The organism is Pseudomonas sp. B22129, assembly GCF_044218875.1.
Lineage (GTDB): Bacteria > Pseudomonadota > Gammaproteobacteria > Pseudomonadales > Pseudomonadaceae > Aquipseudomonas.
This window is the reverse complement of sequence record NZ_CP162592.1, coordinates 1,318,195-1,340,576: the sequence shown is the minus strand read 5'-3', so window position 1 is coordinate 1,340,576 and position 22,382 is coordinate 1,318,195. Positions and strand designations below refer to the sequence as shown.

Below are 22,382 nucleotides of genomic sequence, written 5' to 3'. Positions count from 1 at the left end.
GGGAGCCACCATGCGCCGCTGGGGTACCGAACGCGTCGTTGGCCTGCATGACCCGCAGGTCAACGAACATCACCTGGAATCCACGGGCTTGCCGGCAGACAGTCGCCTGCGCCTGCTGAGCTTTAACATCCAGGTGGGCATCAGTACCGAGAAGTACCGGCACTACCTCACCCGTGGCTGGCAGCATCTGCTGCCCCACAATGGGCGTGCCGTGAACCTGCAAAAGATTGGCAACCTGCTGAACGACTTCGATTTGGTCGCCCTGCAGGAAGCCGACGGCGGCAGCATACGCTCTGGCTACATCAACCAAGTGGAACACCTGGCCCAGCTGGGCGCTTTTCCTTACTGGTATCAGCAACTCAATCGCAACCTTGGGCGCTTGGGCCAGCACAGCAATGGTGTGCTCAGCCGCTTGAAGCCCTGGGCTATCGAAGATCACCCGTTGCCGGGCCCCAAGGGCCGGGGCGCGATCCTTGTGCGCTTTGGCGAAGGCCCTGAAGCCTTGGTCGTGGTCATGATGCACCTGTCGCTCGGTTCACGTACGCGCATGATGCAACTGGCTTACATCCGCGAGCTGATCGGTAATTACAAACACCAGGTGCTGATGGGTGACATGAACACCCATGCCAGCGACCTGTTGCAAAATTCCCCGCTGCGGGACCTCGGGTTACTGGCGCCGCAAGTCGAAGCCACGTTTCCCAGCTGGCGCCCGCAGCGCTGTCTGGACCATATTCTGCTCAGCCCGACCCTCACGCTTGAAAGCGTACAGGTCCTGGCGCAGCCCATCTCCGATCACCTGCCGGTCGCGGTAGAGATTCGTCTGCCGGGTTCGCTCACGGCTGATGCATACCCCGCGTTGAGCCCAGGCCCTCGCGGACCCCTTGCATGAGCGACGACGCCCAGCGCTGGAAAGAGAAATACCTCAAAAGCATCGAGCGCCAGGACAAACTTGAGCGCCGCTGGGCTGCGCGCCTCGACCTGTTGCGCCGAGGGCTTGTGCGCAGCACGCTGGCCGCCGAAGGGACCGACCGTGCGGTCGACCAATGCATGAAGGAGATGCGCGACGTGGTGCGCACCGATGACATGGATGCCGCCCTCGCCGCCTTGTTGCCGCGCCTGGAAAAGGCCGTGCTTGACTCCGAGCAACGCCGCGAAACCCGGGTGGATCAGATCAGTACCGCGCTGACATCGCTCGTCGCGCAACTGCAAAAACTGCCCCTGCCCCGCGAGGTGGCGCGCCCGCTGAAAACCTTCGCCAAGCAGTTGGACGGCCGCGTCAGCCAGGCACGAGAGATCCCGCTTTTACTCAGTGAGCTGAGCAGCCTGCAAGGGCAGGCACTGAATAACCTGGAGCCGGAAGGCGAAGCCGCGCGCCCTGGGCCGGGTTTGCTGCAGCGCCTGTTTGGCGCCAAAGAGGTTTCGAGCGAAGCGCAGGTGGTCGAAGTCGTACCACCGCCTGCGCCTAAAACCGTAGCCCCCAAACCCGAGCCTCAAGTGCCCGCGCAATCCGAGGAGTTGACACAGGCCCTGCGCGCGTTCGCGCCTTTGCAACAGCCCCCGGCCGCCACGCAGCCTGAGCCCGTGGCACCCGCCAATGGGGTGGAGGTGGCCAGCGAAACATTTGTCTTTGAGGCGCCTGCCCCCGTAGCGGCCTCGGCGCAGCCTGTCGAAGCCCTCGAACCCGAAAAGCGTGAGCCTGAACCGGAAGAGTTGGCGCCCGAAAGTGCCCTGGCGGCTTTTATCGAGACGCCGCAGATTCAGGTCGACACGCCGGATGAAACCGCCATCGGCAGCCTGTCCCTTCCGCCCGTGCTGGAGGCCGTCGAGGCGGACCCCGATGTGCTTCAGCCGGAGGGTATCTACGCCCTGCCCGACTCGCCCGAGCCGTCCTACAGCTCAGTCGCCAAACATATCGAAGATACCTTGCTCGGCTTGCTGGAAGACCTGTCTCTACCCGAACGTTACCGGCCCCAGGCAGAAGCCATGCGCGAGCGTCTGGCCCACGGTTTGAACTGGTACGAGTTGTTGCCGATCCTCGACGATCTGGCCGTGCTGATGCTGGCGATCACCGACAGCGGCCAGCATGAGTTCGAGGCTTATCTCAAGCAGCTCAACGAGCGCCTGGAGACATTCCAGGGCCATCTGCAAGTCGCCAGTGATGGCCACGCCGACAATCGCTCGGCGGCGCGCGAGCTGGACACGCAAATTCGTGAGCAGGTCGACGGCTTGCAAAGCAGTGTGCAGGAAGCGGCCGACCTGGACAGCCTCAAGCACGTTCTGGAAAGCCACCTTGAAGGCCTGCTCGGCACCATGGACGAACACCAGCAGCAGCGTGACCAGCGCGAGCAAGAGGTTGCGGCGCGCCTCAAAGGCTTGGCCGAGCGTGTTGCGAACATGGAGCAGGAAGCCCAAGGCTATCGTGAACATCTTGAAGTCCAGCGCCAGAAGGCCTTGATTGACCCGCTCACCGGCTTGCCCAACCGCGCAGCCTGGAGTGAACGCCTGGACCATGAGGTCAACACCTGGCACCAGCGTGGCAATAGCCTGGCACTGGCCATGCTGGACCTGGACCATTTCAAGCGCATCAACGACAGCTATGGTCACTTGGCGGGCGACAAGGTGTTGAAGATCATTGCCAATGTGTTGCGCAAGCGCCTGCGCCCGGCTGACTTTATCGCGCGCTTCGGTGGGGAAGAGTTTGTGTTGCTGATGCCCGACTCATCCTTGGCGGACGCGCTGGCTGTAGGCGAAGTACTGCGTGCGGCGATTGAAGCGTGCCCGTTCCACTTCAAGGGCGAGCCGGTCACCATTACCGTGTCGATGGGGGTCGCACAGTTCCAGCCGGGCGAGCGCAGTGACCTGGCGCTCAAGCGCGCCGACGAAGCACTTTACCGGGCCAAGGCGGCCGGGCGTAATCAGGTATTGCCGGCGTAAAAGATGTTCCATTTTGTGATTTGACCGTCAGGCCGCAAGTCATACGTTACACTGTTGCATTATCGTCTTCAGCGTAACGTGATCCGCCATGAAATCCTTGTACTTTGCCTTTTTGTTTCTGCTGCTCGCCGGCTGCGCCAGTGGCCCGCGCCTGAACACCAGCCACCCTTCGGTAAACCACGACAACCGCGTGCAATTCGTCGTCGTGCATTACACCTCCACCAACCTTGAACGCTCCCTGGCCTTATTGACCCACGGCCAGGTCAGCAGCCATTACCTGATCGGCGACGACGCCTCGGGCACCATCTACAAGCTGGTGGACGAGAGCCAGCGCGCCTGGCACGCGGGCGAAAGCGAGTGGATGGGCCGCACTTGGCTCAACTCCAGCTCCATCGGCATCGAAATTGTGAACCCGGGCTATCAGGACACGCCGAAGGGCCGCGTGTGGTTCCCCTACTCCGAGCCGCAAGTGCAGTCGCTGATTGTGCTGCTCAAGGACATCAGCAAGCGCAACGGCATCGACCCCAAGAACATCATCGGCCACAGCGATATAGCGCCGCTGCGCAAGCTCGACCCGGGGCCTTTGTTCCCTTGGAAACGCTTGGCGGCTGAGGGGCTGGGGGTTTGGCCGGATGCTCAAGCTGTCGCGCGGTTTCAGGTGCAGTACGCCACGCAGTTGCCAAGCATCCTCTGGTTCCAGGAAGAGTTGGCTCGCTTGGGTTACCAGACGCCACAGACCGGCGAGCTGGATGTCGCCACGCGCCATGTGATTGCTGCCTTCCAGATGCATTTCCGCCCATCGTTGTTCGATGGCACGCCGGATGCTGAAAGTGCCGCAATCCTGCGCGCCTTGAACCGCACCTGAAGATAAAAATCAATCCAGTGTGGGAGCGGGCTTGCCCGCGATTCCGGAGTGTCAGCCAATACATTCTTGGCTGAACCACCGCAATCGCGGGCAAGCCCGCTCCCACATTATTTTGCAACCTGTCAGATTACAGAGGCAGCGCCATATAGAACTGCGTCCCCTGCCCCGGGCGCGAATACACACCCATGCGGCCGCCGTGTAGTTGCACGATCTCCTTGCACAGTGCCAAACCCAGGCCGGCGCCGCCTTTCTTGCGGCCCACCTGCACAAAGGGTTCAAAGATCCGACCCTGCTGGCCGTACGCAATACCCTCGCCGTTATCCTCGACGCTGATAATCACCCGCTCACCGTGGCGGCGCGCCTGCAGTCGAATCTGCCCGCCTTCAGCGGTGTGGCGCAGGGCATTGGCCAGCAGGTTGTCGAGCACGCGCTCCAGTTGGGCCTGGTCGGCATACAGCCGCGGCAAGTCCGATTGCGCTTCCACCAGCAGTTCGATGTGCTGCGCGTTGGCCAGTTCTGCAAAACGGGCGCGTGCGTGTTCCAGCAGATCGGTGACATCACACGGGCCCAGCGTGAGCTTCTGCAGGCCGTTCTGGTAGCGCGAAAAATTAAGCAAGTCGTTGATCAACTGCATCAGACGCTGCATTTCTTCATTGACCGTATCCAGCAAGTCCGCTTCACGGGACTCTGCGGGAAATTTCGCGCGCTCACGGAACAAGCCAAAAGCCATGTGCATGCCGGTCACCGGCGTGCGCAATTCGTGGGAGGCCCGCAACACAAACTCGCTGCGCACACGTTCAAACGCGCGCTGTTCGGTCACGTCATGCAGCACCATCACCGCGCCCAGAATATGCCCTTGGGTATGGCTGACGGGGGTCAGGCTATAGGTCAGCAGGCGCAATTCGCCGTCAACTTCCACTTCCAGGTCTTCCGGGGCCCGCTCCAGGTTGCCGCCGCGAAGCACCAAATGCAGCTGCTCATCCAGTTCCGGGCGTACCAGGGCCTCGCCCAGTCCTTGGCCCAGGCGTGCTTCGTCCCAACCGAGTTGGCGCTGCGCCACGGGGTTGAGGTGCTCCAGGCGGCCTTGGCGGTCAATCATCAACAGACCGTCGTCGATACTGTCGAGCACGGCTTGCAGGCGCTGTTGACCTGCCAGCAGCTCATCGATATTGGTTGCCTGATGTTGGCGCAACGCCTCGGCCATAATGCCGAAGCGGCGAGTCAGCTGGTTCATTTCTGCCGCTGAGGAGATGGGCAGCGTTACTTCAAAATCACCTTGGCCGATCTTGTCCGCCGCTTTGGCCAATGCTTCGATCGGCCCGCCAAATCGCCGGGCGATGCCGTGGGCTGTAACAAAGCCGATGATCAGAACTGCAAGCCCCACAAGGCCGAGCAGGCCGGCGATCAACAGTGCGCGTTCGCGGGATTTATGTTCGCTGTTGCTGATGTTTTCCAAGGCCATCTTGTGCTCGGCGATCAAGCCGTTGCGCAGTATGTTGAAGGTCTCGGTGAGCTTTTCCTTGCTGCCGGGCGGCGGCGACGCCTGCTGGGATTCGTCGAACGCTTCCAACAGGTTCTGGTAGTCAGTGTGAGCCTGGCTGAAACCGTGACCGTTGCCGTCACGTTGTTCGTGGGCGATGCCTTGGTCCAGCAGGTCGAAATAACGTTGTTTCGATGCTTGCAGCGCGTCCGGGTCGGGGCGCTTCTCCAGCATCATGATCAGCTGGTCGCCCAGGCTCTGGCGCAGTTTGAGCCCCAGGTCCAGGGTGACGAAGTTGCTGCGAATCAGCGATTCCTGGGTCTTGGCCATCTGCATCACACTGACCAGGCCCAGGATCAACCCCAGCAGGGCAACGGTGATCAGCGCTGAGATACTCAGGAACAGCCGAGTGCGCAGTTTCATCGCAAGCTTCATAGGGTACAGCTCACAGGTTGTACTGTTTGCGTTTGCGGTACAGGGTCGAGGCATCAATGCCCAGGGTGCGGGCCGCCTGGTCGAGGGTATCGCTGGTGGCAAGTACCGCGCCGATGTGGGCTTTCTCCAGCTCGTCCAGGCTCAGCGCCGCGCCGATACGCGGGGCATTGTTGGTCGGTTGCTCGGCCATCCCCAGGTGGCTGATTTCGACTTTCTCCTGCGGGCAAATAATGCTGGCGCGCTCGACCACGTTGCGTAGCTCACGGATGTTGCCCGGCCAACGATAGTTGAGAAGTGCTTCCCGCGCCTCGTCGCTGAAACCGCGCGCGGGCCGGGCGTATTCCTTGACGAAGCGTGCCAGGAAGCGGTCCGCCAGGGTCAGGATGTCTTCGCTGCGTTCGCGCAGCGGCGGCAGGTGCAGCGTGATGACATTGAGGCGGTACAGCAAGTCTTCACGGAAGCGGCCGTCGCGCACCATGTCTTCCAGGTTCAGGTTGGTGGCTGCGAGGATGCGCACGTCGGCGCGGCGGGTAACCGGGTCGCCGACGCGTTCGTATTCCTTGTCCTGAATAAAGCGCAGCAACTTGGGTTGCAATGTGAGTGGAAAGTCGCCGATCTCGTCGAGAAAAAGAGTACCGCCGTCCGCCTGGTTGACTCGGCCCAAGGTGCTTTCGCTCGCCCCGGTAAACGCGCCGCGACTGTGGCCGAACAGCTCGCTTTCCATCAATTCCGCCGTCAGCGACGGGCAGTTGATGGTCACGCAGGATTTCTTCGAGCGCTTGCTCCAGCCGTGGATGGCGCGGGCCAGTTCACCCTTACCGGTGCCGGACTCGCCGAGAATCAGAATGTTGGCGTCCGTCCCGGCCACCTGCCGCGCGGTCTCCAGCACCACCATCATCGCCGGGCTGTGGGAGTCGAGGCCGTCCTTGGGTTGGCGCACTTCGCCTTCGAGGGCTTCCAGGCGCGCCGAAAGTTGGCGCACTTCCAATTGCTTGGCAGTGGCCAAGCGCAATTGGTCCGGGCTGCAGGGTTTCACCAGGTAATCGGCTGCGCCGGCCTGGATCGCGTCGACGGCGGTGTCCACTGCGGAGTGCGCGGTGACGATCACCACACGCATCCACGGCGCCTGCACGCGCATTTGGGCCAGCACATCCAAGCCATTGTCTTCACCCAGGCGCAAGTCGAGGAAGCACAGGTCGAAGACTTGACGCTGCATCAGGGCATCGGCCTGGGCGGCGCTGTTGGCAGTGGCGACGGTGTAGCCTTCATCTTCCAGGCAATAACGGAAGGTGCGGAGGATCGCGGATTCGTCATCCACTAAAAGAATGCGGCCTTGAAGTTCCTTGGCTGATTCCATCTGTCCCGCGCTCCTTAACTATGAATGATGGTGATTAGTCCCGGAATAATCGGGCAAGTTGCATGGTTTATTCTGATTGATAAAAGGCTTCTACGCGCAGCTATCTGCGCGCCTTCCTGCAAACACGCTAGCTGATGGCGTTTTCATGCCTTCTTGCCACTTCGGCAACGCGAGATCCGCTTTCGATCCCTCGACCCGACCACTGACCATCGTGCATTTCGCACGGCCAGGATAGGGCCATCGTGCAGGATGCTAGGCGAAGTAACGTTGATTCATTCATAACGTACTGATTTTATTGAGATTTATTTTGTAAAAAAAACTGGCATGCACTCTGCAATATCTCTCCTAACGAACAAATAATCAGAATGCGGGAGAAATACAGCATGACTCGCCAAAGCCTCAGCCAACTTCGTGTGTCGCCACTGCGCTTGCAGCAGGGCCTGTTCGCCAGCCTGGCGTTGATGGTCACGTTGATTGCCGGTCAGCAGATGCAACATTGGCAGCAGAGTCAGCAACAAACTCCGCAATTTGAACGTCCCGTCACCACACAAACCCATTTCCGTTCCGTTGGCAGTGCAACTGCGGCCAATGTAACTGCCCCGCAATTGAGAGTGGCTGACCAGGATTCGACCCTGGGTGAGCTGCCTGCTCAAGAGCGTTGGGTGTTCTAGGCAATAAAAGGTCGCTTGTGTTGAGCGGCTGCACGGCACTACCGCTGTTACCTCTATAAGAGCTAAGGAGAATCACCATGTTGAGTTGGGCAATCACATTTCTGATCATCGCCATTGTGGCTGCAGTCCTGGGCTTCGGTGGTATCGCGGGCACCGCCACGGGGATCGCCAAGATCCTGTTTGTCGTCTTCCTGGTGATGTTCATCGCTTCGTTCTTCTTTGGTCGTCGCGGCCGAGGCTGAATATGACCACCCTGACCCTCAAAGCCATCGCTGCCGCCCTGCTTCTGGGCGGCAGCGGCCTGGTAATGGCCGCCAATGACGGCCAGACCCGGGCCAATGAATTGCTTGGCTCGGACCCGCAGTTTCGCGAGACCTGGCAAGGCGTGGTGAAGAAAGAAGAGCGCCTGCCGGAATGGGTGATGAACCTGTCGGGCACCGCTGAACAAATGAATGCCGTGGAAGAAGATGGCGACAAGTACTTGGTCGGCCCGCTTTGCGAAACCGCAGACACCTGCCTGAACAAGCGCTTGATCGTTGCTTTCAGCTACGACAAGAAAGATGCCTACGCCATGTTGGTGCAAGTCCCGGCCGGTTTGCCGTCGGATAAATCACCCACCCGGCACGCGGATTACCGTTTCCTCGGCAAGCCGAATGAAGGCATGCAGAAGCTGCTGATGGAGCAGCTGAAGAAAGACCCGAATTGGTACTAGGTTCCGTCGGGCGCACACTGCGTCCACGAGGCTTTCGTCCATAGAAAGAAGCCCTGCGCTTCTTTCTGTCTGCATCGTTCGCCAAGGGCGGTGCATGACCAGGGGGCCGGGTTGCTCTGATCGAATGGGATCGGCGTGACCTACGGGTACAGGGAGTGCCTGCGCAAGGGCCGGGTCAGGTGAAAAGCTGCGACGCAAGTTCACAAGTCCTCACGCTTGCTGAACTTGCGGCGGGCTCGTGACTCATAGCCCTCTCTCATACAGCCCATAGCCGATATTTTCTTTTTTGCTTGTGACCAACCATTACTTGGTGTGTCCAAGCGACCATCTATCGATAAAGTTTCGCTCGCGCTATAGGACATTTCTGACGCCAATCCTGTGAATTCTCAGGCATTTCCGCCAATCGCATCAGGTCGTTCAACATCTCTGAGCGAGCCGGTATTGGCAGGTCCACGGCATATTCACCCGCTTTATTGGCGGAATTGAACTGACCGTTCGGACAGTTAATTTCAAAAAAAGTCATGCCGATTCGGCATAGGGTAGGCGTTTACGGCATTAGACGTCGCTCCCTTGCATGGGAATAGTTGCGCCTTTTTTCGCCTGCCAGTAAGCCATTTCGGCCATGCTGCGGTGACCTTCCATGGAGGCAGATGCACACACTTTTTCGCTTTCGGGCGTTCCAGCTGGCGCATTTGCCTTAAGTCCACTTGAAGTAAGGGTAATGACATGAAGAAGGCAAAGCTAAGCCTCGCCTGGCAGATCCTCATCGGTTTGGTGCTGGGGATCGCAATCGGTGCAGTGCTCAACCATTTCAGTGCTGAAAAGGCCTGGTGGATCAGCAATGTGTTGCAGCCAGCGGGCGATATCTTTATCCGCCTGATCAAGATGATCGTGATCCCGATTGTGATTTCCTCGCTGATCGTCGGCATTGCCGGTGTCGGTGACGCGAAAAAGCTCGGGCGTATCGGCGTCAAAACCATCCTTTACTTCGAAATCGTCACCACCATCGCCATCGTGGTCGGCCTGCTGTTGGCCAACCTGTTCCACCCCGGCGCGGGCATCGACATGAGTACCCTGGGTACCGTCGACATCTCCAAATACACCGCCACCGCCGCCGAAGTGCAGCATGAGCATGCGTTCATCGAGACCATTCTCAACCTGATCCCGTCGAACATCTTCGCCGCCGTGGCCCGTGGCGACATGCTGCCGATCATCTTCTTCTCGGTGCTGTTCGGCCTTGGCTTGTCGAGCCTCAAGCCTGAACTGCGCGAGCCGCTGGTGACGATGTTCCAGGGCGTGTCGGAGAGCATGTTCAAAGTCACCCACATGATCATGAAGTACGCCCCGATCGGCGTATTCGCACTGATCGCCGTGACCGTCGCCAACTTCGGCTTCGCCTCCTTGCTGCCGCTGGCCAAGCTGGTCATCCTGGTTTACGTCGCCATCCTGTTCTTCGCCTTTGTGGTACTGGGCCTGATCGCTCGCCTGTTTGGCTTCTCGGTGATCAAGCTGATGCGCATCTTCAAGGATGAGCTGGTGCTGGCTTACTCCACCGCCAGTTCCGAAACCGTGCTGCCGCGCGTGATCGAGAAGATGGAAGCCTACGGCGCGCCGAAGGCCATTTGCAGCTTCGTGGTGCCGACCGGCTACTCGTTCAACCTCGACGGTTCGACCCTGTACCAAAGCATCGCGGCGATCTTCATCGCCCAGCTGTACGGCATCGACCTGTCGATCGGCCAGCAACTGATGCTGGTGTTGACCCTGATGGTCACCTCCAAAGGCATCGCCGGCGTGCCGGGCGTGTCGTTCGTGGTGCTGCTGGCCACCCTGGGCAGCGTGGGCATTCCGCTGGAAGGCCTGGCGTTCATCGCCGGTGTCGACCGTGTGATGGACATGGCGCGTACCGCCCTCAACGTGATCGGCAACGCCCTGGCCGTGTTGGTCATCTCGCGCTGGGAAGGCATGTACGACGACGCCAAGGGCGAGCGCTACTGGAACTCGCTGCCGCACTGGCGCAGCAAAGAAGCCGCGCCGACAGCCCAAGCCACTCGCGGCTGATAGCACGACGGCTTAAAGACAAACCCCGGAAAATTCCGGGGTTTGTCGTTTCTGCCAGCCCCGCTATCATTCGCCCCATCTTTCGGGGGATTTAACTGATGCTCAATGGCCTGTGGCTTGGCTTCTTTGTCGTGGCAATGGTGTCAGCACTGGCGCAATGGCTGATCGGCGGCAACGCCGGGATTTTCGCTGCGATGGTCGAAAGCATTTTCGCCATGGCCAAATTGTCGGTGGAAGTGATGGTGCTGCTGTTCGGCACCCTGACCTTGTGGCTGGGCTTTTTGCGTATCGCCGAAAAAGCCGGGATCGTCGACTGGCTGGCCAAGGCCCTCGGTCCGCTGTTTCGTCGCTTGATGCCGGAAGTGCCTGCCGGCCACCCCGCCATCGGTTTGATCACCCTGAACTTCGCCGCCAATGGCCTGGGCCTCGACAACGCGGCCACCCCGATCGGCCTGAAGGCCATGAAGGCGCTGCAAGAACTCAACCCCATCCCCAACACGGCGAGCAACGCGCAGATCCTGTTCCTGGTACTCAACGCGTCTTCGCTGACGCTGTTGCCGGTGACCATCTTCATGTACCGCGCCCAGCAAGGCGCAGCCGACCCGACGCTGGTGTTCCTGCCGATCCTGCTCGCCACCAGCGCCTCGACTCTGGTGGGGCTGCTGTCGGTGGCGATCATGCAGCGCCTGCGCTTGTGGGACCCGGTGGTGCTGGCGTACCTGATCCCCGGGGCGCTGATTCTCGGTGGTTTCATGGCGTTGCTGGCGACCTTGTCGGCCACGGCACTGGCGGGCTTGTCTTCGATCCTCGGCAACCTGACGCTGTTTGGCCTGATCATGCTGTTTTTGGTGATCGGCGCACTGCGCAAAGTGAAGGTGTACGAGGCTTTTGTCGAAGGTGCCAAAGAGGGTTTCGACGTTGCCAAGAACCTGCTGCCGTATCTGGTGGCGATGCTGTGTGCCGTGGGTGTGTTGCGTGCCTCGGGGGCTTTGGATTTCGGCCTGGAGGGGATTCGCCATCTCGTGGCCTGGACCGGCATGGACACACGCTTTGTTGACGCGCTGCCCACGGCGATGGTCAAGCCGTTCTCCGGTAGCGCGGCGCGGGCGTTGTTGATCGAGACCATGCAGACCAAGGGCGTGGACAGCTTCCCGGCGCTGGTGGCGGCAACGATCCAGGGCAGTACCGAAACCACCTTTTATGTGTTGGCGGTGTACTTTGGGTCGGTGGGGATTCAGCGGGCCAGGCATGCGGTCGGGTGTGCGTTGCTGGCCGAGTTTGCCGGTGTCGTGGCGGCTATTGCGGTGTGCTACTGGTTTTTTGGCTGAGGCTTACACCGCTTTCGCGAGCAAGCCCGCTCCCACAGTTGACCGCGTTTCGTCAGAATAAATGCGGTCAACTGTGGGAGCGGGCTTGCTCGCGAAGAGGCCCTTAGCGTTTCGCAGCCGTATTGCCCTGCTGCACCACCCACTCCACCACCTGCCTGTTCAACTGATCCCCCGCCTGCCCAAAGCCTGCCACCACCGCTGGCACCTTGGTATCCGTCACCGGCTGGCGCACCTCAAACCGCCGGCTGGCAATAATCCGCTGATCACTCCCCCGCACCAGCCGCGCGTCCAGGCGGATCACCACTTCCACTGTGCTGCCTCGGTACTCGCTCTGAAACGCCTGCAACTGCCCACCCAGCTCATAGTCGGCCTGCAGGTTGGTCTCGTCGGTGCTCAGCAGCGTCACCCGGCCATCGCGCTGGAAACCGTCCATAAACCGATTGCGCAGCAGCACCGGTGCCGGATCGCTCCAGCGTGAGTTGGCGTAACTGCTGATCAGATCGCCATTGGGCACCACCGCAATGCGCGGGCTGTCGAGAAATTCGCTGGTCTGCGGCTTGCTCACGCGCAGTGACCAGCTCACCGGAGCGCCTTGGCTTGTCGTTTGCGCTGAAGCCAGGCGATACACGTCGAACGGGTCTGCCTTGGGCAAAATCGAGCAGGCGCTGATCAGGGCCAGGGCCATCGGGGCGATGAGTTGGTAAGCACGCTTCATGGCGTGAACTCCTTGTTCTTGTCGCTGCCCAGCAAGTAACCGCTGGGGTTGGCTTCGAGGCGGCGGGAGATGGCGCGTAGCGAACCGAGGGTTTCGCGCAGTTCGCGCACGGCCGGCGCCAGTTCGTTGAGGCCTTGCATGCCGCTGTTCACCGAATCCTTGTTGTTTGTCAGCAAGGTGTTGATGGTCGCGGTGCTTTGCTCGAGGGACTTCATCGCCTGCTCGGCGCTGCCGAAGGCCTGCTTGCCCTGATCGTTGAGCAGGCCATTGGCGCTGCGCATCAGCGTAGTGGTTTGCTCCAGCGCCGCGCCGGCCTGTTTGCTCACTTGCAGCAACTGCTGCATCACGATCTTGATATCGCCGCGCTGGTCGGCAATGGCACCCGTGGTTTGTTGCAGGTTGTCGAGAGTGTTACTCAGGCGCTCAACGTTCTCGCGGGAGAACATGTGGTTGGCGTTGTGCAGCAGCAGGTTGATGCTGGTCATCAGGTCGTTGCTGTTATTGAGCAGGCGCGCGATGGGCGACGGCGAGGCAATGATTTCCGGCAGGTTGCCGTCCTTACCCTGCAGTTCCGGGCTTTGTGGCGTACCGCCGCTGAGCTGGATGATCGAGGTGCCGGTGATGCCGGTCAGTGCGAGCTTGGCCTGGGTGTCTTCCTTGATCGGCGTCTGCCCGGCGAGGCGGATGCGCGCCAAGACGCGGCGTGGGTCTTTCGGGTCCAGGCGCAGGCTGGTCACGTCGCCGACCTTGATCCCGCTGTACTGCACCGAACTGCCCTGGGACAGGCCACTGACCGCCTCGTTGAACACCACTTCATAGTCCTGGAAGGCGCTGTCGACGCTGGACTTGGCCAGCCACAGGCCGAACAGCATCGCGCCGACCACCACGATCACGCTGAACAGACCGATCATCACATGATGGGCTCGGGTTTCCATGTCATACCTCGTCTAGCGATTGAGCGGCATCCAATGCCGCGCGGCCACGGGGGCCGTGGAAATATTCGTGGATCCACGTGTCGTCCGTTTCCGAGACAACATCGATGGCATCGGCCACCAGCACTTTCTTCTGCGCCAGCACCGCCACGCGGTCGGTGATGGTGTACAGCGTGTCGAGGTCATGGGTCACCAGGAACACGCTCAAACCCAGCGCGTCGCGCAGGGTCAGGATCAGTTGGTCGAATTGCGCCGCGCCAATCGGGTCGAGGCCGGCGGTGGGTTCGTCGAGAAACAGGATGTCCGGGTCCAGCGCCAGGGCCCGCGCCAACGCGGCACGCTTGATCATGCCGCCGGACAGCGACGCCGGGTATTTATCCGCCGCCGACAACGGCAGCCCGGCCAGTGCCAGCTTGACCGCTGCCAGGTGTTCGGCGTCGCGGCGGCTGAGCCCGGCATGTTCGATCAACGGCAGCGCAACGTTCTCGGTGACGGTCAGCGAGGAAAACAGCGCGCCCTTCTGGAACAGCACGCCAAAGCGCCGCTCAACCAGCGAGCGTTCATGCTCCGAGAGGTTGGGCAGGTTCTTGCCGAACACCCGCACTTCGCCTTCACTCGGGCGGCGCAGGCCGACGATGCTGCGCAGCAACACCGACTTGCCGCTGCCGGAGCCGCCGACCACGGCGAGGATCTCGCCTTTGTACAAATCCAGATCGAGGTGCTCGTGCACGCTCTGGCTGCCAAAGCGGTTGCACAGGCCGCGCACTTCGATCACCGCCTCGGTGGGCGCTCGGTGTAGACGACTCACCAGCCCATCTCCATAAAGAACATCGCCGCGACCGCATCCAGCACGATCACTACAAAAATTGACTGCACCACACTGGAGGTGGTGTGGGCGCCGACCGACTCGGCGCTGCCGCTGACCTTGAAGCCCTCGAGGCAGCCAATCGCGGCAATCAGGAAGGCGAAGATCGGCGCTTTCACCATGCCCACCAGGAAATGCTGCACGCCGATGTCCGATTGCAGCAGCGAGAGAAACATGGCCGGTGAAATATCCAGCGCCACGGCGCAGACCACACCCCCGCCGACGATGCCCGAGAGCATCGCCAGAAACGTCAGCATCGGCAGCGACACCAGCAACGCCAGCACGCGTGGCAATACCAGCAACTCCATCGGGTCGAGGCCCAGGGTGCGGATCGCGTCGATTTCTTCGTTGGCCTTCATCGAGCCGATTTGCGCGGTAAACGCGCTGGCGGTACGGCCGGCGATCAAGATGGCGGTGAGCAGCACGCCGAATTCGCGCAGAAAGGAAAACGCTACTAGATCGACGGTAAAAATCGTCGCGCCAAAGCTTTTCAACACCGTGGCGCCGAGAAACGCCACCACGGCGCCGACCAGAAAGGTCAGCAAGGCCACGATGGGGGCGGCGTCGAGGCCGGTTTGTTCGATGTGCGCGACCATCGGCGTGATGCGCCAACGCTTGGGCCGGAAAATGCCCCGGGCGAAGGTCTCCAGGATCAGGCCGATAAAGCCGAGCAGTTTCTTGCTGTCTTGCCAGACCGTATCCACCGCGCGGCCGATGCGTGCCAACACCTGAATGCCGGCGGCTTCTTCCGGGGCTTTGTCGGGCACGCAAAAATCATTGAGGGAGCGGTAGACGGTCTTGAGCAATGCGCGGTCGGCGATGGACAGGCTGCAATCGGTTTGCTCGGCGGACTGTTCGATACGGGTCGGGCCCAGCAGCTCCACCAGCAGCGAGGCACCGGCAGTGTCCAGAGTGCCGAGGCCATTGAGGTCAATGCGAGCGCCTGCGTCGTACTTGCCGTCGAGGGTGTGCGACAGCTTTTTCAGGTTGGCGTAGTGGGCAAGCGTCCAGTCCCCCGTAATCCTCAGTAATGGCGGAGTGGTCGAGGTGTCGAGGTGGGCGGCGCCGGCCGTCGTGCTGGTGGTCATAAGCTCCGAGCTTGTTTGGCTATCCACAAATGCTACGTAATAGCACGATACAGCCTACTGTGGGTTGTCCGTTTGTGCTGTGTCAGTCACTTTGAAGCGCAGCACGCCGATCACCTGCCCGTCTTCGGTCAATACCCGCACTTGCCAGCGGCCGACGGCATCGGCGGGGAAGTTCTGTTTGTGGGTCCAGGCGCGGTAGCCTTCCTTGCGCCCGCCGTGGATATCCAGGGCGATGCGGTCGACTTCCTGGCCGTTGAATTTCCACACGTGGTAAATCCGCTCATCCAGCCCGCGCGGCGCGTTGATCGCGGTGTAGGCATACAGCCCGCCGCTGCGCAGTTGGGCGGCGGTGACTTCCTTGAGGTCATCACCCGGTGTGCGGTCTTGCAACTGGGTGCTGATGGCTACTTCGGTCATCCACAGTGTTGCCGGCGGTACCCAACTGCGCAGGAACCAACCGGCGCAGCCAATGGCGGCCGTGACCCCCAGCAGCATCGCCCAACCTTTGATGCTGCGCAGCGGCAGGCTGGTGGCCAGGCTCGGGATCGACAGCGCCATGGCCACGCCCAGGGCCAATTTGTAACTTTCGGCGGTGGTCAGGTGCAAGATGATCGGCAACGCGGTGAGCAGCGCGGCGAACAGGGTCAGGGTGTGCAGCGCCAGGAACAGCGAGCGCCTGGGCGCCAGCCACTTGTAATACAGCGGGTCGGTGATCGAGACCAGCGCCGCCGCGCCGAGCAGGCCGGTGAACACCGACTGGCCGCTGTTCCACGCCGTGGTGACGAAAAAGAACGGCAACACGAAGAACAGGCTTTCCTGGTGAATCATTTGAGTGGCGTAGCGCAGTAGCGGCTCGGGGATTTCCCGTTTGAACACTTTGGCGAACAGCTGGGTAAAGCTGTTTTCCAGCATCAGCCATAGCCAGCTCACCAGCATGATGACGGCGATCCAGCTGGCCATGCCTTGCTGGCGGTCTACCAGGATGAAGCTGCACACACCTGAAATGAAACCGCCGAGCGCGATCACCCCTGGGTAGCGCTTGATCAGGACGAGAATGCGCTGGATAAGGGGCGGCAGGCTTGGCATTGGCGGTTCACATTTGGTGTAGGAAAAAACCCAGACAGAATAACGTCTTAGCCCCGTGTTCGGTGCCTCATTACGCGACGCGTTTGCGATAAAACCGCACGCAGCCCAACACAATGGCGATCAGCGCGAGCACGCCGGCGCCGATCCAGCTCAGGCTGTCGTAACTCAGCAGCGGTTTTTCAATGCGCCAGTAACCGGGCTGGTTAAACACTTGACGCATGGCTTGGTCGGTTTGTTCCAGGCTCACCGCCTTGATCCGTTTGACCGGGTCGCTGAAGTGGTCGCCGTTGTAGTCGCCGGAGGCGCTCCAGTAGTAGTCGGCCAGCGCGCTATTACCTTGAACGGCCCAGGCCTGGCGTGCGATGGCGGCGCGTTGCAGGCGGGTAAAGGTGGCTGGGTCCAGGCCGTCCTTGAGCAACTGCGCCTTGAGGTCTTGCAGCACTTTTTCGGCCTCGGGGAGGTTGTCGCGCTCAAGGTCGGCATTCAGGCTCAGGAACCCGACGCCACCCAGCACTTCGCGTTCGCTCCACGGCCCGTAGGACAAACCATGCTGCAAGCGCAGTTGGCGATACAGGGCCCAATCGAGGTAGTCCTTGAGCAGGTCGTAGGTTTCGTCATGCCCATCGTCCAGCACCGGCTCGGGGAACAGCCAATGCAATTTGGCGCTGTCGCCGACCCAACCGTGGATCAGGTCGCGATGGCTGGCGGCGGTGTGCTGGATTTCCGGCAACGGCAGATGCTCGCTCGGTTCCACCGGGTCCAGTTGGCCATAAGTCCGTTCCAGGTAGGCAGGGAGCAGCTTGTCGAGGTCGCCGACGATGATCAGGGTCATGTTGTTGGGCGCGTACCAGTTTTTGCGCAACGTCTCTAACTGGTCACGAGTAATGTGGCCGACCTCGGCGCGTTCGGCACATTTGAGCCCCAACTCCACGGCCAGTTGATTGCTGGCCGTGTGGCCCAGGTCCTGGCGGTCAAGCAGGCGTTGCAGGTGCGAGTAATGGCCGCCGTCTTCGCGCTCGACCACTTGCTTGGCGGCATTGATATTGGCATCGGTCAGTTGGGTGCGGGTGATGATTGCCAGCAACAGGTCGAGCACCTTGCGCTGGTTTTGCGCGGGTGCTTCGATCACGAAGGTGGTGTCGGCATTGCTGGTGTAGGCGTTCCACTCGCCGCCCAGCGCTTGCATGCGGTCTTCAAGGTCGCCTTCGCCGCCGCCGTCGATACCGCTGAACAGCAAATGTTCGAGCAGGTGCGGCAGCTCCTTTTCCTCGCAGGTGAAGTCATCCAGCCCTACACCCACCACCAGGCGAATGGCCACGTGCCCGCGCTCGGTGCCCGGTTTGAGCAGCAATTGCAGGCCGTTGGGCAAGGTGTAGCCCTCGACTTGCAGGCGGTCAAAGGCAAAGGATTGAGCAGAGCCCATGAGCAGGCAGGCCAATAACAGGCGACGCATAACAAGCTTCCTGGCGAGTGAGGTCAGTTTTAACTGACTTCACGGGCCATCGTACGTTCAGGGCGAATGGGTGATGTCGGCAATGTCTTCGGCGGAGAGTGCGCCGGTGTCGGAGGTTTCCAGCACCACATAGGCGCTGCTGCAGAACAGCGAGTTTAGGCGTTTCATGTCGGCAATCAACTCCAGGTGCAGGGAGCTGGTTTCCAGGCTCTGGACGATTTTGCGCTGCAAGCGGCTGACGTGGGCGTGGGCCAGGCGGCGTTCCTGGGCGCGGAAGCGGCGCTTCTCGCGCAGCAACTGGCGCGCGCTTTCCGGGTCGGCACTGAGGAATACCGACAGGCCCAGGCGCAGGTTGGCGATCAACTGGCTGTGCAGGCCGGCGAGTTCTTCCAGGCCGACTTCCGAAAACTGGCGACGTTGCGAAGTTTTCTGCTGCTGAACTTTGCGCAGCATGCGCTCGATCAGGTCGCCGGCCAGTTTGAGATTAATCGACAGTTCGATAATCTCGGCCCAGCGCCGGCTGTCCTGTTCACTGAGGTCCTCGCGGGGCATTTGCGCGAGGTAGAGCTTGATCGCGCTGTACAGGGCTTCGACGTCATCGCTGAGGCTGCGTATCTCTTGGGTGATGGCGGTTTGTTTGCCACGCAGCACTTCGAGCATGGCGGTGAGCATGTTGTCGATCAGGTCACCCAGGCGCAGGGTTTCCCGGGCGGCGTTGGCCAGGGCCAGGCTTGGGGTGGCGAGTGAAGCCAGGTCCAGGTGGCGCGGCTTGGCTTTGCCGTTGAGCTCCGGCTGTTCCGGCAACAACCAGGCACACAGGCGGGCCATCGGGCCGATGGTCGGCAGCAGGATCAGGCAGCGGCTGGTGTTGTAGAGTACGTGGAAGGTGATGACCATGCCTTGGGCGCTGTAGTCCAGGCCGTCCATCCAGCGCACGAGAGGGTCGAGTACCGGGATGATCAGCAGCAAGCCGATCAGTTTGTACAGCAGGCTGCCCAAGGCCACTTGGCGGCCTGCGGCGTTTTGCATGTTGGTGCTGAGGAAGGCCAGCACGCCGCTGCCGATGTTGGCGCCGATCACCAGGCCGATGGCCACGTGCAGGCCGATGACACCGGCGCCGGCCAGTGTGGCCGTCAACAGCACGGCGGCCAGGCTGGAGTAGGACACCATTGCGAACAGAGCGCCGACCAAGGCGTCGAGCAAGATATCGCCGGTCAGCGAGGCGAAGATGACTTTCACGCCTTGGGCGTGGGTAATCGGCCCGGCGGCTTCGACGATCAATTGCAGTGCCAGAATGATCAGGCCCAGGCCGATTCCGACGCGACCCATCTGCCCTGCCCGCGTCTGTTTGCGCGACAGAAAGAAAATCACCCCGAGAAAAATCAGCAGTGGCGACAGCCAGGACAGGTCGAACGTCAGCACCCGCGCCATCAGCGCGGTACCGACGTCGGCGCCGAGCATGGTTGCCAGTGCGGGCATCAGCCCCATCAGACCTTGGCCGACGAAGGATGTCACCAGCATTGCCGTGGCGTTACTGCTCTGCACCATGGCGGTCACCAGGATACCGGCGATAAACGCCAGCCAGCGCTTGGACATGTTCTGCCCGATGACTTGGCGCAAGTTGGAGCCGTAGACCCGCAAGATGCCGGTACGGACGATGTGCGTGCCCCAGATAAGCAGGGTCACGGCGGAAAGCAGATTGAGCAAGGTCAGCATGCTCGGCCCCCCGTGTGGGTGCACTCCAAAAAGGAGCGAAGGAAAGTTGCCGCGTGCCGTTCTACGTCTTGTACTTAAGCTGTAGTTGGCGAATGGGCTGTGCGCCAGCATCGCATAGCTAAAGTCGGGATTGAAACAAAACTGTCATGAAATCAGCTTTTTGCAGATGAAAAAAAGGGGCTCGAAAGCCCCTTTTCAGCAGCGGATCATTTTTATTGACCCGGAATGTCCTTGCGCAGTTTCACTGGATCCTGCTGTTTCTTCTTTTTCGCGATCGCGGTGCGCATCTTGATGTTCACCGCTTCCACCGCCAGCGAGAACGCCATGGCGAAGTAGACGTAGCCTTTTGGCACGTGCACGTCGAACGATTCGGCGATCAGCACGGTACCCACCACCAGCAGGAACGACAGCGCGAGCATTTTCAGCGACGGGTGCTTGTCGATGAATTCGCTGATGGTGCCGGCAGCCAGCATCATCACCAGCACCGCGACGACAATTGCCGCCACCATGACCGGCACATGGGAGACCATGCCGACGGCGGTGATCACCGAGTCCAGGGAGAACACGATGTCGATGATTGCGATCTGGATGATGGTGTAGATGAATTTGCCGCCCGCGCCTTTCGGCTCGTCGTGGGTTTCGTCTTCACCTTCCAGTGCGTGGTACATCTCCTGGGAGCTTTTCCACAGCAGGAACAGGCCACCGAAGAACAGGATCAGGTCGCGGCCGGAAATGCCCTGGCCAAACACCACGAACAAGTCGGCGGTGAGTTGCATCACCCAAGTGATCGACAGCAGCAAAAGGATTCGCGTGACCATGGCCAGCGCCAGGCCGAAGATCCGGGTGCGCGCTTGCATATGCTTGGGCATGCGGCTGACCAGGATCGAAATCATGATGATGTTATCGATGCCCAGGACGATCTCGAGGGCCGTCAGGGTGAAGAAGGCAATCCAGATCTCCGGATTGGTCAGCCATTCCATGTGTATTCCTTTGAGCAAATGTTAAACCGCGCAAGCTGCAGCGCCGCGCGGTTGGGTGTGTAGGATTATAGAGTGCTGAACAGCGGAATAATCCCCATCAGCAAAGCGGCGACCATTATGCACAGGCACACCAGCACTGCCCACTTGAGGGTAAAGCGCTGGTGATCGCCAAATTCGATACCGGCCAAGGCCACCAGCAGGTAGGTCGAGGGTACCAGCGGGCTCAGCAGGTGCACGGGTTGGCCGACGATGGAGGCGCGGCCCATTTCCGCGGCAGTGATGCCGTAGTGGCTGGCGGCTTCGGCGAGTACGGGCAACACGCCATAGTAGAACGCATCGTTGGACATGAAGAACGTAAACGGCATGCTCACCAGCGCGGTGATCACGGCCAGGTACGGGCCCAGCGCATCCGGGATGACGGCCAGCAGGCTCTTGGACATGGCATCGACCATGCCGGTGCCCGACAGAATGCCGGTGAAGATACCGGCCGCGAAGATCAGCCCCACCACCGCCAATACGCTGCCGGAGTGGGCGGCGACGCGGTCTTTCTGCATTTGCAGGCACGGGTAGTTGACGATCATGGCGATACTGAACGCCACCATGAACAGCACCGGCAGCGGCAACAGGCCGGCGATCAGGGTGCACATCAGTGCGAAGGTCAGGGCGCCGTTGAACCAGATCAGTTTTGGACGGCGGGCATCCGGGTACTGCGAGACACTGATCTCGCTGTGGTCGATCTCATCGCCCTGCAGGTGCAGTTCGCCCAAGCGTGCGCGCTCGCGCTTGCCGTACATGTAAGCAATCACCAGGATCGCCACCACGCCAGCGGCCATGGCCGGAATCATCGGTACGAAAATATCCGACGGGTCCACATGCAGCGCACTGGCGGCGCGGGCGGTCGGGCCACCCCAGGGGGTCATGTTCATCACGCCGCCGGCGAGGATGATCAGGCCGGCCATGATCCGTGGGCTCATGCCGATACGCTGGTACAGCGGCAACATGGCCGCCACGCAGATCATGTAGGTGGTGGCGCCGTCACCGTCGAGAGAAACGACCAATGCCAGTACGGCGGTGCCGACCGACACTTTCAGCGGGTCGCCCTTGACCATCTTGAGGATCTTGCGCACGGCCGGGTCGAACAGGCCGGAGTCGATCATCAGGGCAAAGTAGAGGATGGCAAACATCAGCATCACGCCGGTCGGCGCAAGCTTGGTGATGCCCGCAAGCATCATCGGGCCGATCTGCGGGGCGAAACCGCCGAACAGCGCGAACAGGATGGGCACAATGATCAGAGCGATCAGCGCAGACAGGCGCTTGGTCATGATCAGGAACATGAACGTGATGACCATGGCAAAGCCAAGGAAAGTCAGCATAGGAATACTCCAGGCGTAGCGCGGCTAGGGAATGGCGAACCGGGTGGGGTCAGCGCAGAGCGAAAGGCACGAGGCGTACGGGCGGAGTTGGGGCAAGCAGGTGGGTCGGAACGGACATCGGGAATCACCATTGTTGTTGTTAACAGCCGGTCTGTTGCCGGCAGTGGGGGCGATCCTAGACGGGGAAGCTTTCAGCCAGCTTTCGCTGGGAAAACCGGGGACACACGGTCGTTCTGCATACGCAGATAAAATGTGGGAGCTGGCTTGCCTGCGATGGCGTCGGCACATTCAGCATTTGAGGTGTCTGGCCTACCGCTATCGCAGGCAAGCCAGC

Annotated in this window: 19 protein-coding genes; 8 read left to right on the top strand and 11 right to left on the bottom strand. The window is 60.8% G+C overall.

Going from position 1 to position 22,382, the window contains the following annotated elements; translation table 11 throughout:
* Positions 1-10: 10 nt before the first annotated feature.
* The 3 genes from AB4P94_RS06020 (at position 11) to AB4P94_RS06010 (ending at position 3,799) form a co-directional block, all read left to right on the top strand.
* Positions 11-889, top strand: coding sequence for an endonuclease/exonuclease/phosphatase family protein (locus tag AB4P94_RS06020; protein WP_395609811.1), 879 nt, complete (start codon positions 11-13; stop codon positions 887-889).
* Entirely contained in the window at positions 886-2,934 is a 2,049-nt protein-coding gene (locus AB4P94_RS06015; protein WP_395609810.1) for a GGDEF domain-containing protein, read from the top strand. The genes AB4P94_RS06020 and AB4P94_RS06015 overlap by 4 nt, the downstream gene beginning before the upstream one ends.
* A gap of 88 nt (positions 2,935-3,022) precedes the next feature.
* Positions 3,023-3,799, top strand: coding sequence for an N-acetylmuramoyl-L-alanine amidase (locus tag AB4P94_RS06010; protein WP_395609809.1), 777 nt, complete (start codon positions 3,023-3,025; stop codon positions 3,797-3,799).
* 127 nt (positions 3,800-3,926) lie between these two features.
* Here AB4P94_RS06010 and AB4P94_RS06005 read toward each other — a convergent pair whose 3' ends face one another.
* Entirely contained in the window at positions 3,927-5,714 is a 1,788-nt protein-coding gene (locus AB4P94_RS06005; protein ID WP_395609808.1) for an ATP-binding protein, read from the bottom strand.
* 10 nt (positions 5,715-5,724) lie between these two features.
* Entirely contained in the window at positions 5,725-7,071 is a 1,347-nt protein-coding gene (algB, locus tag AB4P94_RS06000) for a sigma-54-dependent response regulator transcription factor AlgB (protein ID WP_016969551.1), read from the bottom strand.
* A gap of 383 nt (positions 7,072-7,454) precedes the next feature.
* On the opposite strand from algB, the gene AB4P94_RS05995 reads away from it, so the two are divergent.
* From AB4P94_RS05995 to AB4P94_RS05975, 5 genes are all read left to right on the top strand, one after another.
* Positions 7,455-7,742: a hypothetical protein gene (locus tag AB4P94_RS05995; RefSeq protein WP_395609807.1), complete on the top strand. Its 288-nt coding sequence runs from the start codon at positions 7,455-7,457 to the stop codon at positions 7,740-7,742.
* 77 nt (positions 7,743-7,819) lie between these two features.
* Positions 7,820-7,984, top strand: coding sequence for a DUF1328 domain-containing protein (locus AB4P94_RS05990; RefSeq protein WP_003170804.1), 165 nt, complete (start codon positions 7,820-7,822; stop codon positions 7,982-7,984).
* 2 nt (positions 7,985-7,986) lie between these two features.
* On the top strand, positions 7,987-8,454 hold the full coding sequence (locus tag AB4P94_RS05985) for an inhibitor of vertebrate lysozyme family protein (protein ID WP_395609806.1): 468 nt from the start codon (positions 7,987-7,989) through the stop codon (positions 8,452-8,454).
* 726 nt (positions 8,455-9,180) lie between these two features.
* Positions 9,181-10,512, top strand: a complete 1,332-nt coding sequence (gene gltP / locus AB4P94_RS05980; protein ID WP_078740010.1) for a glutamate/aspartate:proton symporter GltP — start codon at positions 9,181-9,183, stop codon at positions 10,510-10,512.
* 98 nt (positions 10,513-10,610) lie between these two features.
* Entirely contained in the window at positions 10,611-11,840 is a 1,230-nt protein-coding gene (locus AB4P94_RS05975; protein WP_395609805.1) for a nucleoside recognition domain-containing protein, read from the top strand.
* A gap of 103 nt (positions 11,841-11,943) precedes the next feature.
* Here AB4P94_RS05975 and AB4P94_RS05970 read toward each other — a convergent pair whose 3' ends face one another.
* The 9 genes from AB4P94_RS05970 to AB4P94_RS05930 form a co-directional block, all read right to left on the bottom strand.
* Positions 11,944-12,555, bottom strand: a complete 612-nt coding sequence (locus AB4P94_RS05970) for an ABC-type transport auxiliary lipoprotein family protein (RefSeq protein WP_395609804.1) — start codon at positions 12,553-12,555, stop codon at positions 11,944-11,946.
* Positions 12,552-13,490 (bottom strand): MlaD family protein, encoded by a 939-nt coding sequence (locus AB4P94_RS05965; RefSeq protein WP_395609803.1) that lies wholly within the window; start codon positions 13,488-13,490, stop codon positions 12,552-12,554. Before AB4P94_RS05965 ends, AB4P94_RS05970 begins: the two co-directional genes overlap by 4 nt.
* A 1-nt stretch (position 13,491) precedes the next feature.
* Positions 13,492-14,295, bottom strand: a complete 804-nt coding sequence (locus tag AB4P94_RS05960; RefSeq protein ID WP_395609802.1) for an ABC transporter ATP-binding protein — start codon at positions 14,293-14,295, stop codon at positions 13,492-13,494.
* Positions 14,292-15,440, bottom strand: a complete 1,149-nt coding sequence (locus AB4P94_RS05955) for an MlaE family lipid ABC transporter permease subunit (protein ID WP_395609801.1) — start codon at positions 15,438-15,440, stop codon at positions 14,292-14,294. The genes AB4P94_RS05960 and AB4P94_RS05955 overlap by 4 nt, the downstream gene beginning before the upstream one ends.
* A gap of 54 nt (positions 15,441-15,494) precedes the next feature.
* Complete coding sequence (locus AB4P94_RS05950) at positions 15,495-16,526, bottom strand: DUF5924 family protein (RefSeq protein ID WP_395609800.1); 1,032 nt, start codon at positions 16,524-16,526, stop codon at positions 15,495-15,497.
* Between the two features lie 70 nt (positions 16,527-16,596).
* Positions 16,597-17,979 carry a M16 family metallopeptidase gene (locus AB4P94_RS05945; RefSeq protein WP_395609799.1) on the bottom strand — a complete coding sequence of 461 codons (1,383 nt, stop codon included), beginning with the start codon at positions 17,977-17,979 and terminating at the stop codon, positions 16,597-16,599.
* Between the two features lie 57 nt (positions 17,980-18,036).
* Positions 18,037-19,695, bottom strand: a complete 1,659-nt coding sequence (locus AB4P94_RS05940; RefSeq protein ID WP_395609798.1) for a Na/Pi cotransporter family protein — start codon at positions 19,693-19,695, stop codon at positions 18,037-18,039.
* A gap of 212 nt (positions 19,696-19,907) precedes the next feature.
* Positions 19,908-20,675, bottom strand: a complete 768-nt coding sequence (locus AB4P94_RS05935) for a TerC family protein (RefSeq protein ID WP_014716354.1) — start codon at positions 20,673-20,675, stop codon at positions 19,908-19,910.
* 65 nt (positions 20,676-20,740) lie between these two features.
* Positions 20,741-22,048: a CitMHS family transporter gene (locus AB4P94_RS05930; protein WP_395609797.1), complete on the bottom strand. Its 1,308-nt coding sequence runs from the start codon at positions 22,046-22,048 to the stop codon at positions 20,741-20,743.
* Positions 22,049-22,382 lie beyond the last annotated feature (334 nt).